Origin of the sequence: Streptomyces sp. NBC_00029 (assembly GCF_045160505.1) — a bacterium.
Classification (GTDB): domain Bacteria; phylum Actinomycetota; class Actinomycetes; order Streptomycetales; family Streptomycetaceae; genus Streptomyces.
The window spans coordinates 5026958-5043811 of sequence record NZ_CP108292.1 but is presented as its reverse complement, the minus strand read 5'-3'; the positions used below and the strand labels follow the sequence as shown (position 1 = coordinate 5043811).

9 protein-coding genes are annotated in these 16854 nt (G+C 72.3%); 1 reads left to right on the top strand and 8 read right to left on the bottom strand.

Features of this window, described 5'->3' with window-relative positions; genetic code table 11:
• Nucleotides 1–16: 16 nt before the first annotated feature.
• The 8 genes from OG753_RS23620 to bldG form a co-directional block, all read right to left on the bottom strand.
• Complete coding sequence (locus tag OG753_RS23620; protein WP_327263695.1) at nucleotides 17–1228, bottom strand: DNA polymerase III subunit delta'; 1212 nt, start codon at nucleotides 1226–1228, stop codon at nucleotides 17–19.
• 96 nt (nucleotides 1229–1324) lie between these two features.
• Entirely contained in the window at nucleotides 1325–4618 is a 3294-nt protein-coding gene (tmk, locus tag OG753_RS23615; RefSeq protein ID WP_405790018.1) for a dTMP kinase, read from the bottom strand.
• 259 nt (nucleotides 4619–4877) lie between these two features.
• A complete protein-coding gene (gene topA, locus OG753_RS23610; protein WP_401278009.1) occupies nucleotides 4878–7700 on the bottom strand; it encodes a type I DNA topoisomerase in 2823 nt (940 codons plus the stop codon).
• A gap of 613 nt (nucleotides 7701–8313) precedes the next feature.
• Nucleotides 8314–9828: a methyltransferase gene (locus tag OG753_RS23605; RefSeq protein ID WP_327263692.1), complete on the bottom strand. Its 1515-nt coding sequence runs from the start codon at nucleotides 9826–9828 to the stop codon at nucleotides 8314–8316.
• Nucleotides 9829–9968: 140 nt separating this feature from the next.
• The gene (locus OG753_RS23600) at nucleotides 9969–10535 is read right to left on the bottom strand and encodes a small secreted protein (RefSeq protein ID WP_327263691.1); all 567 of its coding nucleotides are present in this window, start codon (nucleotides 10533–10535) and stop codon (nucleotides 9969–9971) included.
• A gap of 164 nt (nucleotides 10536–10699) precedes the next feature.
• Entirely contained in the window at nucleotides 10700–13102 is a 2403-nt protein-coding gene (locus OG753_RS23595; protein WP_405790017.1) for a sodium-translocating pyrophosphatase, read from the bottom strand.
• A 277-nt stretch (nucleotides 13103–13379) separates the two neighbouring features.
• Entirely contained in the window at nucleotides 13380–13820 is a 441-nt protein-coding gene (locus OG753_RS23590) for an ATP-binding protein (RefSeq protein WP_405790016.1), read from the bottom strand.
• A 122-nt stretch (nucleotides 13821–13942) separates the two neighbouring features.
• Complete coding sequence (gene bldG, locus OG753_RS23585) at nucleotides 13943–14284, bottom strand: anti-sigma factor antagonist BldG (protein WP_008743037.1); 342 nt, start codon at nucleotides 14282–14284, stop codon at nucleotides 13943–13945.
• 70 nt (nucleotides 14285–14354) lie between these two features.
• On the opposite strand from bldG, the gene OG753_RS23580 reads away from it, so the two are divergent.
• Nucleotides 14355–16832 carry a DEAD/DEAH box helicase gene (locus OG753_RS23580; RefSeq protein ID WP_327263688.1) on the top strand — a complete coding sequence of 826 codons (2478 nt, stop codon included), beginning with the start codon at nucleotides 14355–14357 and terminating at the stop codon, nucleotides 16830–16832.
• Nucleotides 16833–16854 lie beyond the last annotated feature (22 nt).

Here is a 16854-nt window from a genome sequence, read left to right as displayed (position 1 = left end):
CGTGCAGGGCCTGCGGTCAGCCCGCCCGCAGCGACATCGTCATCGCCTCGACCGCGAGGAGCGGGGCGACGTTGCGGTCGAGGGCGTCCCGGCAGGCGATGATCGCCTCGATCCGGCGCAGGGTCCGCTCGGGGCCCGAGGCGCGGGCGATGCGGTCCAGGTCGTGCCGTATTTCCTCATTGGCGATGGCCACGGACGAGCCGAGCTGCAGGGCCAGCACGTCCCGGTAGAAGCCGGTGAGGTCGGTCAGCGCCAGGTCGAGGGTGTCGCGCTGGGTACGGGTGCGGCGGCGCTTCTGCCGGTCCTCCAGCTCCTTCATCACGCCCGCCGTGCCGCGCGGCATCCGGCTGCCGGCGCCCGCTCCGGCGCCGAGCGCGGCGCGCAGCTCCTCGGTCTCCTTGGTGTCGACCTCCTCCGCGACCTGCTTGGCGTCCTCCGCGGCGGCGTCGACCAGCTCCTGCGCGGCCTTGAGGCAGGCGCCCACGTCGTCGACGCGCAGCGGGAGCTTCAGAACCGTCGCCCTGCGCTCCCGGGCCCCCTCGTCGGTGGCCAGCCGACGGGCGCGGTCGACGTGCCCCTGGGTGACCCTGGCAGCGGCCAGAGCCAGCGTCGGCTCGATCCCGTCCCGCCGCACCAGCATGTCGGCGACGGCGGCGACCGAGGGGCTGCTGAGGTTGAGGTGGCGGCAGCGCGAGCGGATGGTGGGCAGCACGTCCTCCACGGAGGGCGAGCACAGCAGCCAGACGGTGCGGGGCGCGGGCTCCTCCACAGCCTTGAGGACCGCGTTGGCGGACTTCTCGTTCAGCCGCTCCGCGTCCTCGACCAGGATGACCTGCCAGCGGCCCGTGGCCGGGGACGTGTAGGACTTGCGGACGGTGTCCCGCATGTCGGCGACGAGGATCTGGCTGCCGACCGCGACGACGGTGGAGACGTCCGCGTGCGTGCCGACCAGCGTGGTGTGGCAGCCGTCGCAGAACCCGCAGCCCGGCTCCCCGCCCAGCGCGCGGTCCGGGCTGGTGCACTGCAGGGCGGCCGCGAAGGCCCGGGCGGCGGTGGCCCGCCCGGATCCGGGCGGGCCGGTGAACAGCCAGGCGTGGGTCATCTTGGACGCCGCGGGCGGCGCGGTCCCGTCCGTGTTGGCCGTGACCAGCGCGTCGGCGTCGCGGGCGGCGGCAGCCAGCTGCGTCCGGACCCGCTCCTGTCCCACCAGGTCGTCCCATACGGGCATCCCGCCCACCACCTTTCACTCTCCGTGCACCCATTGTGGCGGGCGCCACCGACAATCCGGTCCCGCCACCGGGTCCCGGCCCGGTCCTGCCCGCGGTCAGCGGCGGCGGCGCGTTCCGCGGTCGCCCTCGTCGCCGTCCTCGTCGTCCCGGTGGCGGCCCAGCAGTTCGTCCGCCAGGGTCGGCAGATCGTCCAGCGGGGTCTCCTCGGCCCAGTCCGGGCGCGAACGGCGCGGGCGGCCCTCGTCGTCCACGAGGGGGAGCTCACGCGTCCGGTCGTTGCCGGAGTCCCGGAAGATGCCCGACGGCACCCGGTCGGCCGGGTTCTCCTCCGGGCGCTGGGCCGTCGGCCTCGTGGCGGACCGGGGGCGGCCAGTGCCACCGGCCTGCGGGGACTGCGGGGACTGCGGGGCCGGGGCGGCCGGGCGTACGGGCGGCAGGACCGCCGTCTCGTCCGTCCCGCGGACCGGCGGCAGCACCGTGGTCTCCTCGGCGGACGCCGGGTCGACCTTCGGCACCGGCACGGTCTGGGTGACGTCGTCCGGCTGGACGACCCGCTTGACCGGCTTGGCCGGCTTGGCCGGCTTGACCATCGGTGTCTCCACCGTCAGCGCGTCGTCCGGGTGCGGCTCCGGCTCTGCCTGCCGCGCCGGCTCCGGTACCTGCTCCGGCTGCTTGGTCATGCCGACCTTGGGCGCAGGAGCAGGCGCGGGTGCAGGGGCAGGAGCAGGCGCGGGCGCAGGCCGGGGCGCCGACGCCGCCGCGACCGCCGCAGCCTCCGCGGCCGCCGCAGCAGCAACCGCCGCCGCCTTCGCCGCCGCCTCGGCCTCCACCAGCCGTCGCGCCTCCTCGGCCTTCAGCAGGGCCTCCTCGGCCCGCCGCTGCTTCTCCAGGCGCCGCTCCTCGGCCTCGGCGCGCAGCCGGGCCTCCTCCTCGGCCTGCCGCCGCAGCCGCTCGGCCTCCGCCGCGCGCGCCTTCTCCTCGGCCTCCAGACGCAGCCGCTCGGCCTCGGCCCGTGCCCGGGCCTCCTCCTCGGCGCGCAGCCGGTCCTCCTCCGCCCTGCGGGCGGCCTCCGCCTCGGCCCTGATCCGCGCTTCCTCGGCCTCGCGGGCCCTGCGGGCCTCCTCCTCGGCGCGCAGCCGCGCTTCCTCCGCCTTGCGCGCCGCCTCTTCCTCGGCCCTGCGCCGGGCCTCCTCCTCGGCGAGGCGCCGTGCCTCGACCTGGGCGGCCACCTCGGCCTCCGAGAGCGGCAGCATCCGGTCCAGGCGGTGCCGTACGACCGTGGTCACCGACTCCGGGTCCTGGCCCGCATCGACCACGAGGTAGCGCCCGGGGTCGGACGCGGCCAGGGTCAGGAATCCGGACCGCACCCGCTGGTGGAACTCCGCCGGCTCCGACTCCAGCCGGTCCGGTGCCTCCGTGAACCGCTCGCGCGCCGCCTCCGGCGACACGTCGAGCAACACGGTCAGGTTCGGGACGAGTCCGTCGGTGGCCCAGCGCGAGATGCGGGCGATCTCCGTCGGCGAAAGGTCGCGTCCGGCGCCCTGGTAGGCCACCGATGAGTCGATGTAACGGTCCGAGATGACGACGGCGCCACGCTCCAGGGCCGGGCGCACCACGGTGTCCACGTGTTCCGCGCGGTCGGCGGCGTACAGCAGTGCCTCGGCGCGGTTCGACAGGCCGGCCGAGGAGATGTCGAGCAGGATCGAGCGGAGCCGCTTGCCGACGGGGGTCGCCCCGGGCTCGCGGGTCACCACTACTTCGTGGCCCTTGCTCCGTATCCAGTCGGCCAGCGCCTCGACCTGGGTGGACTTGCCGGCTCCGTCGCCGCCCTCCAGGGCGATGAAGAACCCGGTGGCGGACGCCGCCTGCACGGGCTCGCCGCCGCGCAGCGCCTCACGCAGGTCCCGCCGCAGGGGGACGCCCCGGCGGTCGTCGGCCTTCGTCAGCACGATCACAGCGACCGGCAGCAGCAGGGCGCCGACCAGCATCAGGGTGAAGGCCGCGCCGCCGTGCGCGAAGACGACCTCGGCACCGGTCAGCCGGTGCGGGCCGATCGCCGCGGCCAGCACGGGGGCGAGGACGGCGCCGAGCGCCACGGCCACCCGTACGACGGCCTGGAGGTGCTCGGTGACCCTGGCCCGGCGGAACTCCTCGGTCTCCTGGTCCAGCAGGGTGTGGCCGGTGTTGGCGGCGACACCCGCGGCGATGCCGGCGAGCAGCGACAGGAACAGCACGGTCGCCATGTCCGGGACGAGCCCGGCCAGCAGGAGAGCGAGCCCGGTGACCGCTATGGCCAGGGCCATCAGCCGACGGCGGGACAGTGCGGGCAGCACCTTGCCGGCCTGGGTGGCGCGGATGCCCGCGGCGGTGCCGCCGACCAGCGCGAGGACGAACAGCGCGAAGGCGGCCGGGCCGCCGCCCAGGTCGAGGGCGTGCAGTACGGAAACGGCGACGGCGCTGGCGATCGCTCCGGCGACCGCCGCAGAGCTCAGGACGATGAGGGGGATGGCGCCCGTACGGCCCTTGTCGGGCCGGTCGCCCGCCTTGGGGGCCCGCAGGCCCTCCAGCGGGGAACGCGGACGCGGGGTCGCGCCGCCGGGCAGCACCAACGGCAGCAGCAGCGAGACCGAGGCCGCGAACAGCCCGGAGGCCACGTACGAACCGAGCGCGGCCTGGTTCGCGGCGAACCAGTCCACGCCGAGGCCGAGCGCCTTGCCGACCAGGGTCGCGGCGAGCAGCGCGGCCGCGGCGGCGGGGAGCGCGGCGAAGGCCGTACGCAGGGTCAGCCGGCGCAGCGCGTCCAGGTGGTCCGGGAGCGGCCGTACGGTCGCCCCCTCCGGCGGCGGCGCGGGCAGCAGGGCGGGCGCCGCGCTCTCCTTGGCCAGGGTCCACAGCCGCTCGGCGGCGCCGGAGACGAACACGGTGGCCAGCAGCGCGGTCAGCGCGTGGGCCGGGACCCAGTCGAGCCACAGCGGGGCGACGACGAAGAGCCCGAGGCGGATCCCGTCCGCCCCGATCATGGTCCAGCGGCGGTCCAGCTTGCCGCCGGCGCCCAGCAGCCCGGCCAGCGGGCCGAGGAGGACCGCGCCGAAGAGCAGGGTGGCGAGGATCCGGACTCCGAAGACCGCGGCGACGGCGAGGGCCGCGCCGCGGAATCCACCGCCGAAGGCCCCTTCGGAGGCGGCGGCCTGAAGGGCCAGCAGCACCAGTACCAACAGGGCGAGGGCATCGCCGATGCCGCTCACCAACTGGGCGCTCCACAGCCGGCGCAGCCTGGGAGTGCGCAGCAGTGCGCGCACCGCACGCTCGCGGGAATCCGCGGCTAGGGCTTCGTCGTAGGTGGGGTTCGCCGGGGCGGTCACGACCGCCGGCTGCTCGGCTCGCGTCATCCGCCCAGCCTATCCGCTGCGCCTGGTGGGTGCGGAAGCCTGTGGACAAGGCCGGGTGTGACCCCGGACCCACCTTTCCGGGAGCGGCCGGCGCCGCCGTCGGCCTTTGCCCCGGGCCCCGCGGTTCAAACGCGGACGGGGCTCGACGCGGGGCTCAATACGAGGCTCGATGCGGCGGGGCGGACGCACGGGAGCCCCGCGCTGTGCGCGGGGCTCCCGGAGCGACGACTCAGTCCGCTCGTCTGCCGGTCTGCTTCGTCTACTCGTCCGCGGCCGGAACGGCGGCCGTCTTCTTGGCCGTCGCCTTCTTCGCCGTGGTCTTCTTCGCGGCCGTGGTGGTCTTCTTGGCCGCAGTCGTCTTCTTCGCGGCAGCGGCCTTCGTCGCCGTCGCCTTCTTCGCCGGGGCCTTCTTGGCGGGGGCCTTCTTCGCCACCTTCTTGGCCGGGCCCTTCGCCCGCTTCTCCGCGAGCAGCTCGTAGCCCCGCTCCGGCGTGATCGTCTCGACGTCGTCGTCCCGCCGCAGCGTCGCGTTCGTCTCGCCGTCCGTCACGTACGGCCCGAAGCGGCCGTCCTTGACCACCACCGGCTTCTCGCTGACCGGGTCCGTGCCCAGCTCCTTCAGCGGCGGCTTGGCCGCGGCCCGGCCCCGCTGCTTGGGCTGCGCGTAGATCGCCAGGGCCTCGTCCAGCGTGATCGAGAAGAGCTGGTCCTCGGTCTCCAGCGACCGCGAGTCCGTGCCCTTCTTCAGGTACGGGCCGTAGCGGCCGTTCTGGGCCGTGATCTCCACGCCCTCCGCGTCCGCGCCGACCACGCGCGGCAGCGACATCAGCTTGAGCGCCTCGTCGAGGGTGACCGTGTCCAGGTTCATGGACTTGAAGAGCGAGGCCGTCCGCGGCTTGACCGCGTTCTTGCCCGTCTTCGGAGTGCCCTCGGGCAGGATCTCCGTCACGTACGGCCCGTAGCGACCGTCCTTGGCGACGATTTCGTTCCCGCTGACCGGGTCCTTGCCGAGCTCGAACTCGCCGCTCGGCTTGGCGAACAGCTCCTCCGCGTACTCGACCGTCAGCTCGTCCGGAGCCATGTCGTCCGGGACGTCGGCGCGCTGGTGGCCCTCGGCGTCCTTCTCGCCGCGCTCCACGTACGGCCCGTAGCGGCCGACGCGCAGCACGACGCCGTCGCCGACCGGGAAGGAGGAGATCTCCCGGGCGTCGATCGCGCCGAGGTCCGTGACCAGCTCCTTCAGACCGCCGAGGTGGTCCCCGTCGGCCGGCACGACCTCGGTCGCGTCCTCCGAGCCGAAGTAGAACCGCTTCAGCCACGGCACGGACTGGGCCTCGCCCCGCGCGATGCGGTCGAGGTCGTCCTCCATCTTCGCGGTGAAGTCGTAGTCGACGAGCCGACCGAAGTGCGTCTCCAGCAGGTTGACCACGGCGAACGACAGGAAGGACGGCACGAGCGCCGTGCCCTTCTTGAAGACGTATCCGCGGTCGAGGATCGTGCCGATGATCGACGCGTACGTCGACGGACGGCCGATCTCGCGCTCTTCGAGCTCCTTGACCAGCGAGGCCTCGGTGTAGCGGGCCGGCGGCTTGGTCGAGTGCCCGTCCGCCGTGATCTCCTCGGCGGCGAGCGCGTCGCCCTCCGCGACCTGCGGCAGCCGCTTCTCGCGGTCGTCGAGCTCGGCGTTCGGGTCGTCCGCGCCCTCGACGTACGCCTTCATGAAGCCGTGGAAGGTGATCGTCTTGCCGGAGGCGGTGAACTCGGCGTCACGCCCGTCCGAGGCACGGCCGCCGATCTTCACGGTGACGCTGTTGCCGACCGCGTCCTTCATCTGGGAGGCGACGGTCCGCTTCCAGATCAGCTCATACAGGCGGAACTGGTCGCCGGTCAGGCCGGTCTCCGCGGGGGTGCGGAAACGATCACCCGAAGGACGGATCGCCTCGTGCGCCTCCTGGGCGTTCTTGACCTTGCCGGCGTAGACGCGCGGCTTCTCCGGCAGGTAGTCGGCCCCGTAGAGCTGGGTGACCTGCGCCCGCGCCGCCGACACCGCGGTGTCGGACAGCGTGGTGGAGTCGGTACGCATATAGGTGATGAAGCCGTTCTCGTACAGCTTCTGCGCCACCTGCATCGTCGCCTTCGCACCGAAGCCCAGCTTGCGCGAGGCCTCCTGCTGGAGCGTCGTCGTACGGAAGGGGGCGTACGGGGAACGGCGGTACGGCTTGGACTCGACCGACCGGACGGCGAACGCGGTGTCGGCCAGCGCGGCGGCCAGAGCCCGGGCGCCTGACTCGTCGAGGTGCAGCACCTCGCTCTTGAGCTGCCCGTTCGAGCCGAAGTCGCGGCCCTGGGCGACGCGCTTGCCGTCGACCGTGTTCAGGCGGGCGACCAGCGAGGACGGGTCGGAGGCGTCACCGGCCCGGCCGGTGGAGAACGTGCCGGTCAGGTCCCAGTACTCGGCGGAGCGGAAGGCGATGCGCTCGCGCTCCCGCTCGACGACGAGACGGGTGGCCACCGACTGCACGCGGCCCGCCGACAGCTTCGGCATGACCTTCTTCCACAGGACCGGCGAGACCTCGTAGCCGTAGAGGCGGTCGAGGATACGGCGGGTCTCCTGGGCGTCGACCATGCGCTGGTTCAGCTCGCGCGGGTTGGCGACGGCGTCGCGGATCGCGTCCTTGGTGATCTCGTGGAAGACCATCCGGTGGACGGGAACCTTGGGCTTGAGGACTTCCTGCAGGTGCCACGCGATGGCTTCGCCCTCGCGGTCCTCATCGGTGGCGAGGAAGAGTTCGTCGGACTCGGCCAGCAGCTCCTTGAGCTTCCTGACCTGTGCCTTCTTGTCCGCGTTGACCACGTAGATCGGCGCGAAGTCGTGCTCGACGTCGACGCCGAGGCGGCGGACCTCGCCGGTGTACTTGTCGGGAACCTCGGCCGCGCCGCTGGGGAGGTCGCGGATGTGCCCGACGCTCGCCTCGACGACGTATCCGGGGCCGAGGTAGCCCTTGATCGTCTTCGCCTTGGCTGGGGACTCGACGATGACGAGTCGGCGGCCGCCCTTTGCGGTCTCGCTAGTCGGGGACAACTTGGCTCTTCTCTCCGGTCGGCACTCGGTCGCAGTACGGCGACGCTGCGGAGTGTGACGGTACAACCCGCCCCCGTGTCAAACGACAGAAGCCCGCAACGGCCACTCGAACGGTAACCCGACAAGTGCCGTTTCTGCCGCCCGGATGCCGCGCCGGGGCGTTACCGATCACCGCGCAGGGTGGCCGGGGGGCCGTCTGGCCCCGTCTTCGCAGCCGGTCCCGGGCCCGGTCCGACCTCGTGTTTTCCCGGCGCGACCGGCTGCCGGATCCCGGTCCCGGCGGACCTCGGAATCCTGCGTGTCTCAGCCGCGCGGGGCGGGCCCCCGCGAGGGCCGGGGACACCAGCCGGCGAGCGGAACCTGCGCTGCGACCACGACGGGGCGCGCGCCCTCCGCCGCCGGCGTACGGCAAAGGAGAGCGCGCCCCCGTCCAGGCCTGAGGAGTGGCCACGAACAGCGGGAACACGGCCATGGCGAAGATCGCCGGACCGTTTTCCGCGCCGCTCCCCCTCACCCCCGGGCCGCCCTCGGGATCCCCCCGGATCCCTGTGCGCAGGAGACTGACAGCCCCGGGGATACGGCGGGCGAACCCCGGGTTACATCCCGGTGCGCACTACGGCGCGGGGCGCGTCACAGGATCCAGGAAACCCTGCTCGACCAGCAGCCGGATGGCCTCCGGAGTGCGGTCCCGCAGCACGATCGGGTCCTCCTGCATCAGCTGGGCGATCGCGTCGAGGATCCGGCCCGCGCTCAGTGAGCCGTCACACACTCCGGCGAAGCCGGCGCCGACCGTGTCGACCTTGGTGGCGCGCCGCATTCCGCGGTTCTGCCGGAGCACGACGTGTTCCGGATCCTCCGCGCCGGGCGCGCCGACCTGCTCCTGGACCACTTCCTCGGCCAGGGCGAAATGGGCCTCGAGCAGGGCCGCGTCATCGTGCCGGCGCAGGTAGTCCTGGCGCGCGAAATGGGCCAGGACGGCCTCCCCGAGAGGCTGCTCCACGGTGTGCGGCCACTCCTCGACCACGATCGAGGGCTCGGCCGCGTCCGTCCGGCGCAAGGTGATCCACCCGAAGCCGACGGACTTGGTCCCGCGGGCCTCGAACTCGTCCAGCCAGTCCTCGTACCGCCGCGTGTACTCGGCGGGGTCGGTCCGGTGGTCGCCCGCGTCGCGCAGCCACAGCTCCGCGTACTGCGTCACGTCCTGCACGTCACGCTGCACGATCCAGGCGTCGCAGCCGCGCGGCACCCAGGAGCGGAGCCGGTCGTGCCAGTCCTCGCCCTCGACGTGCTGCCAGTTGCCGAGGAACTGCGCGTACCCGCCCGGGTTCAGCCGCGCGCCGGACTCCTGGACCAGGGTCCGGCACAGGTCGTCACCGCCCATTCCGCCGTCCCGGTACGTCAGCCGGGCGCCGGGCGAGATCACGAACGGCGGGTTCGACACGATCAGGTCGTACGTGGCCTCGCCGACCGGCTCGAAGAGCGACCCGGTGAGCAGCTCGGCCTCCGGGGCCCCGGACAGGGCCAGCGTCAGCCGGGTGAATTCCAGGGCCCTGGGGTTGACGTCGGTGGCGGTGACCCGGGTGGCGTGCCGGGAGGCGTGCAGCGCCTGGATTCCGGATCCGGTGCCGACGTCGAGGGCCGAGCCGACCGGGGTGCGGACGGTGATCCCGGCCAGGGTGGTGGAGGCGCCCCCGACGCCGAGGACCACGCCCTCCTCGCGGCTGCCGATCCCGCCGGCCCCGCCGACGGAGCAGCCCAGGTCGGAGACGATGAACCAGTCCTCGCCGTCCGGGCCGCCGTACGGGCGTACGTCGACGGTCGCGTGCACCTCGTCGCCCTCCAGCCGCAGCCAGCCGTCGGCCAGGGCCGCCTCGACGGGCAGTGCCTCCGCGGCGTGCACGTACGGCTCCGGCTGCTGCAGCAGGAACAGCCTGACCAGGCTCGCGAGCACCCCGTCGCCCGGGCCACGGGTGGCGCGCAGGGCGGGAACGGTCTCGCTGCGGGCCAGCGCGGCGTAGGCGGGGGCGCCGAGCAGGTCGAGCAGCCCGTCGGCGGTGAAACCGGCGTCGAGCAGGGCGGTGCGGAGCTCGGCGGCACGGTCGGGCGTGGGAAGGCTGGTGGTACTCACGCGTCCATTGTGTCCGCTGGGACCCGTCCTGCCGGTCACACCGGGCCCAGAAGCGCGAAAGGGCGGCCGCGGCCCCTCCCGGGACCCCGGCCGCCCTGGTCGGCGTACCGCGCGAAACGCGCCCGCGCGGGCCGTTCGCGCTAGTTGGCCGATCCGGATGCCGCCGCGACCTGGCAGCCCTTCTGGCTGTTGATCGACTTGTCCAGACCGCCCGCGTGGAGCTGGTCGAGGACGCTCTGGCCGCCCTTCGTGACCTCCTGGAGGCCGCCGGCGACCTCCTTGAGACCGTCGGCGAACTTCGCCTTGTCCTGGGGGTCGAGGGCGTCCATCTTCGCCTTCAGATCGGCGTAGCCCTTGGAGGTCGACTCGAAGCCCTTGGCCGCCGCCTCCTGGGTCGCGGCGCCGTTCTTGAACGGCGGCACACCCGCCGACTGCAGGGCTGCGCCCATCGCCTTGTACGACTCGGTCATGGTCGCGAACGCCGCCGAGTCGGTCTTCTGGACCTCCTCGGGCTTGACGCTCTCCGAGGCCACCCGCTTGATCTCCGCGTTGGAGGCCTCGATCTTCTTGAGTTCGGGCTGCCACTGGTCACAGACCTTCTTGGCCCAGGCGCTGGCCTTCTGGTCGGTCTCGTCTCCGCCGCAGCCGGACAGGGCGAGCATCAGCACCGCACCGCCCGACAACGTGGTCGCAAGCTTCTTGTTCACCGGATTGGTCCCTTCGAAGGCTCTCGGCCCGGAAGATACACGCCCGCCCTCGGCGGACGCACAAAGGCGGACAGACGGCGCGTGAGTCCGCGCCGCCCGTCCGCCTTTCGGGCGTACCGGCCGGCCCTGCCCGGCCCTGCCCGTTCCGCTGGCCGTCCCTCGGGTCAGGAGACCGTCGCGGGGTCGGCCGACTGGGCCACCCGCTCGGCGGCTCCGCCCTCGGTCTCGTCGCCGACGGCGATGCCGCGGCGCTTGGAGATGTAGACCGCGCCGATGATGACCCCGATCGCGAGGACCGCGACGACGGCCCGCACGGCCGGGCTGCTGTCCGCGCCGTAGCTGAACTGCACCACGGCGGGCGCGATCAGCAGCGCCACCAGGTTCATGACCTTGAGCAGCGGGTTGATCGCGGGACCGGCGGTGTCCTTGAACGGGTCGCCGACGGTGTCGCCGATCACGACCGCGGCGTGGGCCTCACTGCCCTTGCCGCCGTGGTGGCCGTCCTCGACGAGCTTCTTCGCGTTGTCCCACGCGCCTCCGGAGTTGGCGAGGAAGACCGCCATCAGGGTGCCGGTGCCGATGGCGCCGGCGAGGAAGGAGCCGAGGGCGCCCACACCGAGGGAGAAGCCCACGGCGATGGGGGTGAGCACGGCGAGCAGGCCGGGTGTGGCGAGCTCGCGCAGCGCGTCCTTGGTGCAGATGTCGACGACGCGCCCGTACTCGGGCTTCTCGGTGTAGTCCATGATCCCGGGGTGCTCGCGGAACTGCCGGCGCACCTCGTAGACGACGGCGCCCGCGGAGCGGGAGACGGCGTTGATGGCGAGGCCGGAGAACAGGAACACGACGGCCGCGCCCAGGATCAGCCCCACAAGGTTGTTGGGCTGTGCGATGTCCAGGCTGAGGTTCATCTCCCCGGCCTTGGCACCGACTTCCTTGACCGCGGTGGCGATCGCGTCGTTGTACGAGCCGAAGAGCGCGGCCGCGGCGAGCACGGCCGTGGCGATGGCGATGCCCTTGGTGATGGCCTTGGTGGTGTTGCCCACGGCGTCCAGGTCGGTGAGGACCTGCGCACCGGCGCCCTCGACGTCGCCGGACATCTCGGCGATGCCCTGGGCGTTGTCGGAGACGGGCCCGAAGGTGTCCATGGCGACGATGACGCCGACGGTGGTGAGCAGGCCGGTGCCGGCCAGGGCCACCGCGAAGAGGGCGAGCAGGATCGACGTTCCGCCGAGCAGGAACGCGCCGTAGACGCCGAGGCCGATGAGCAGGGCCGTGTAGACGGCGGACTCCAGGCCGACCGAGATGCCGGCGAGGACGACGGTGGCCGCTCCCGTCAGGGAGGACTTGCCGATGTCCCGGACGGGGCGCCGGTTGGTCTCGGTGAAGTAGCCGGTCAGCTGCTGGATGAGGGCCGCGAGCACGATGCCGATGGCGACGGCGACGACGGCCAGGATGCGCGGGTCACCGGAGTGGTTGGTGATCGCCGGGTTGTCGACGCCGACGAGCTCCTTGTAGGTGGCCGGCAGGTAGGCGTAGACGGCGATCGTGACCATCACCAGGGAGATCACGGCGGAGATGAAGAAGCCGCGGTTGATGGCCGTCATGCCGCTGCGGTCGGAGCGGCGCGGGGAGACCGCGAAGATGCCGATCATCGCGGTGACGACGCCGATCGCGGGAACGATCAGCGGGAAGGCGAGGCCCAGGTCGCCGAAGGCGGCCTTGCCGAGGATCAGCGCGGCCACGAGCGTGACGGCGTAGGACTCGAAGAGGTCGGCTGCCATTCCGGCGCAGTCTCCGACGTTGTCGCCCACGTTGTCGGCGATGGTCGCGGCATTGCGCGGGTCGTCCTCCGGAATGCCCTGCTCGACCTTGCCGACCAGGTCGGCGCCGACGTCGGCGGCCTTGGTGAAGATTCCGCCGCCCACGCGCATGAACATCGCGATCAGGGCGGCGCCGAGGCCGAAGCCCTCCAGGACCTTGGGGGCGTCGGCGGCGTAGACCAGGACGACGCACGAGGCTCCGAAGAGACCGAGACCGACGGTGAACATGCCGACCACGCCACCCGTGCGGAAGGCGATCTTCATCGCCTTGTGGGAGACGTCGGTCAGGTCCTTGGCGGGCTCACCCTCGGCCGGTGTGGCCTCGCGGGCGGCCGCGGCGACGCGGACGTTGGCGCGGACCGCGAGGCGCATGCCGATGTATCCGGTGGCGGCCGAGAAGAGGGCGCCGACGAGGAAGAAGGCGGAACGCCCACCCCGCTGGGCCCAGTCGTCGGCGGGGAGCAGGAAGAGCAGGAAGAAGACCACGACGGCGAAGATGCCGAGGGTGCGCAGCTGCCGGCCGAGGTAGGCGTTGGCGCCTTCCTGAACGGCCGCGGCGATCTCCTTCATGCTGTCGGTTCCCTCGTCGGCGGCGAGGACCTGACGGACCAGGATCTGCGCGACGACGAGTGCGGCCAGTGCGACGGCCGCAATGATGATCACGATGAGCCGATTGTCATCGGTGAGTACTGCGGATGCCAGATCTGTGGTGCGATCCGGCGCGTTAGGGGTGAAGAGCCCCGTCATTCGTCCTCCTTGACGTGATGAGCTCAAGATGTGGACGGATTGTAGGGAGCGCGCCCCGATCAAAACAGTGCGCAGGAAACGCAATTGGCGTGCTCTTGCTCCTCAGCAATAGATCGCGTCACTCCATTACCCTCGAAAGTGGTAATGGGGCAAAGGCATTGACGCCTGATCATTGATCTAGGGAAATGAAAAAGGCCCTGCTCAGCAGGGCCTTGATAAAGATCGGAAGATACGAAGGATTGCGCGCGCTGTGGATCACTCCGCATCGCGGCGGATCTCAGGGAAGCTCGGAGACTCCGGCGACGGGCCAGCTCATCCGGATGGTTCCGCCCGATTCCCCACTGCTCACCTCGACGTCGTCGACGAGCCCGCTGATCACCGCGAGGCCCATCTCGTCCTCGGTCTCGCCGTCCGATTCCAGGACTGCGGTGATGCCGGGCACGGCGTCCGCCGCGCCGCCGGACGGCCCGGGAACCTCGTCGCCGACCTCGATGGAGAACACCTTGTCCTCCTCGCTCAGCACCACCCGGACGGGCGCGGTCAGTCCGTTGCTCCGATGGAGTCCGACGGCACGCGAACAGGCCTCACCCACGGCGAGGCGGACCTCGTCGAGGACGGCTTCCTCCACGCCCACCCGGCGAGCCACGGCGGCCGCGACCAGGCGGGCCGTCCGGACGTGTTCGGGCTGGGCGCTGAAGCGCAGTTCAACGGTGGCCATGCGCGTCCCCCTCGGACTACGGGCGTGCCTTGACAGGGGCCCGGGCCAACCATGGCCCGGTACCCCCGCTCTCCTTGTCGGCCCCCTGCCGCCCGGAGGCCGCGGGGAGCCGGCCGGAGCCGTCAGTCAGTGGCGTTGACGGCGTCTTCCACAGTGGTGTGGATCGGAAACACCTTGGTCAGACCGGTGATTCGGAAGATCTTCAGGATGCGCTCCTGGTTGCACACCAGACGGAGCGAGCCCTCGTGCGCGCGGACGCGCTTGAGGCCTCCCACGAGCACACCAAGGCCGGTGGAGTCGAGGAAGTCCACTCGCTCCATGTCGACAACCAGGTGGTAGCTGCCGTCGTTCACCAACTCGACCAACTGCTCGCGCAGCTTGGGCGCGGTATACACATCAATCTCGCCACCGACCTCCACGACCGTACGGTCGCCGACAGTGCGAGTCGACAGGGACAGGTCCACGGATCCTCCAGCACCTTGCTATCGAGCGACGCCCCCCCACCCGAAGGTAGGCGAGGGATTGGCTGCCGCGATGGCATTCAATCACTTACCGGCAGGCGCGCACGACGCCTTCGGACCATTGTCCCGCACGCCGGTGACACACTCGGTTCCGATGGCCAACACTCACGGTCCCGGACAGCCCAGGGCACATGCGGACCCTCGACCCACCCCCGACACGGTCCTGGACCGCCTGTCACGGGGGCCTTCCCGTGCTGCGCGCATCACCCATACGGAGCACTTGCCCCCTCGGGCGGGTCGTCATGCAGTCTGGCCGGACCGCATCCGAACAGACGTCGTAGCCGCGATCCGATCGGCCGGAATCGACCATCCGTGGGAACACCAGGCCGCGGCGGCCGAGCTCGCCCTCGACGGAACGTCCGTGGTCGTGGCCACCGGCACCGCCTCCGGCAAGTCCCTGGCCTACCTCGCACCCGTGCTCTCCGCCCTCGCCGACGGAGCCGAGGCCCCGAACGGCAGGGGCGCGACAGCCCTGTACCTGGCCCCCACCAAGGCCCTGGCGGCCGACCAGCGGCGCGCCGTACGGGAACTGGCCGCCCCGCTGGGCAACGCCGTGCGCCCCGCGGTCTACGACGGGGACACGCCCGTCGAGGAACGCGAGTGGGTGCGGCAGTACGCGAACTACGTCCTGACCAACCCCGACATGCTGCACCGCGGGATCCTCCCGGCCCACCCGCGCTGGTCCTCCTTCCTGCGGGCCCTGCGCTACGTCGTCATCGACGAGTGCCACACCTACCGCGGGGTCTTCGGCTCCCACGTGGCACAGGTCCTGCGCCGGCTACGGCGGCTGTGCGCCCGCTACGGCGCCGACCCGGTCTTCCTGCTCGCCTCCGCCACCGCCAGCGACCCCGCGGCCGCCGCGTCCCGGCTGACCGGTGCGCGCGTGATCGAGATCACCGACGACGCCTCACCGCGGGGCGAGGTGGTCTTCGCCCTGTGGGAGCCCCCGCTGCTCACCGAGCTGCGGGGCGAGAAGGGCGCTCCCGTACGCCGTACGGCCACCGCGGAGACGGCCGACCTGCTGACCGATCTGGTGGTCCAGGGGGTCCGTACGGTCGCCTTCGTCCGCTCCCGGCGCGGCGCCGAGCTGATCTCCGTGATCGCCCAGGAACGGCTCGCGTCGGTCGACCGGTCGCTGGCCCGCAGGGTCGCCGCCTACCGGGGCGGCTACCTCCCCGAGGAGCGCCGGGCCCTGGAGCGGGCTCTGCACTCCGGCGAACTCCTCGGACTGGCCGCCACGACGGCCCTGGAGCTGGGTGTGGACGTCTCGGGCCTGGACGCCGTCCTGATCACCGGCTACCCGGGCACGAGGGCCTCCCTGTGGCAGCAGGCCGGCCGCGCAGGGCGCTCGGGCCAGGGCGCCCTGGCCGTGCTGATCGCCCGGGACGACCCGCTGGACACCTACCTCGTCCACCACCCCGAGGCGCTCTTCGACCAGCCGGTGGAGGCCACCGTCCTGGACCCCGACAACCCGTACGTCCTCGCCCCCCACCTGTGCGCGGCGGCGGCGGAGCTGCCGCTGACCGAGGCGGACCTGGAACTCTTCGGCCCGGCGACCGAGGACCTCCTTCCTCAGCTCGAGGCGGCGAAACTGCTGCGCCGCAGGGCCACCGCCTGGCACTGGACCCGCCGGGAGCGGGCCTCGGACCTGACCGACATCCGGGGCGGCGGCGGCCGCCCGGTGCAGATCGTCGAGGCCTCGACCGGCCGGCTGCTGGGGACGGTCGACGAGTCGGCGGCCCACACCGCCGTCCACGAGGGGGCCGTCCACCTCCACCAGGGCCGCACGTACCTCGTGAAGCACCTGGACCTGGAGGATTCCGTGGCCCTCGTGGAGCAGGCGGATCCGCCCTTCTCCACCACGGCCCGGGACACCACCTCCATCTCCATCCTGGAGACCGAGACCGAGATCCCGTGGGGCTCGGCCCGGCTCTGCTTCGGCTCCGTCGAGGTCACCAACCAGGTCGTCTCCTATCTGCGCCGCAAACTGATCACCGGCGAGGTGCTGGGCGAGGCCAAGCTCGACCTGCCGCCCCGCACCCTGCGCACCCGGGCCGTGTGGTGGACGGTGACCGAGGACCAGCTCGAGGAGGCCCGGATCAACCCGGAGATCCTCGGCGGCGCCCTGCACGCCGCCGAACACGCCTCCATCGGCATGCTGCCGCTGTTCGCCACCTGCGACCGCTGGGACATCGGCGGCGTCTCCGTGCCGCTGCATCCCGACACCCTCCTCCCCACCGTCTTCGTCTACGACGGCCACCCCGGCGGCGCCGGCTTCGCGGAGCGCGCCTTCCGCACGGCCCGCGCCTGGCTCACTGCGACCCGCGACGCGATCGCCGCCTGCGAGTGCGAGGCCGGCTGCCCGTCCTGCATCCAGTCCCCCAAGTGCGGCAACGGCAACGAGCCCCTGCACAAGCGCGGCGCCATCCGCCTCCTGACCCGCCTCCTGGCCGAAGCCCCGCCCGTCGAATCCCCGCCCGCCGGGGCCTGACGGCCCCCGGTCCGGGCGCCGC

Coding starts and splice junctions, on each gene's coding strand:
- OG753_RS23620 (WP_327263695.1), bottom strand. CDS start 1,228: ATGCCCGTATGGGACGACCTGGTGGGACAGGAGCGGGTCCGGACGCAG.
- tmk (WP_405790018.1), bottom strand. CDS start 4,618: ATGACGCGAGCCGAGCAGCCGGCGGTCGTGACCGCCCCGGCGAACCCC.
- OG753_RS23595 (WP_405790017.1), bottom strand. CDS start 13,102: ATGACGGGGCTCTTCACCCCTAACGCGCCGGATCGCACCACAGATCTG.
- OG753_RS23590 (WP_405790016.1), bottom strand. CDS start 13,820: ATGGCCACCGTTGAACTGCGCTTCAGCGCCCAGCCCGAACACGTCCGG.
- OG753_RS23580 (WP_327263688.1), top strand. CDS start 14,355: ATGGCATTCAATCACTTACCGGCAGGCGCGCACGACGCCTTCGGACCA.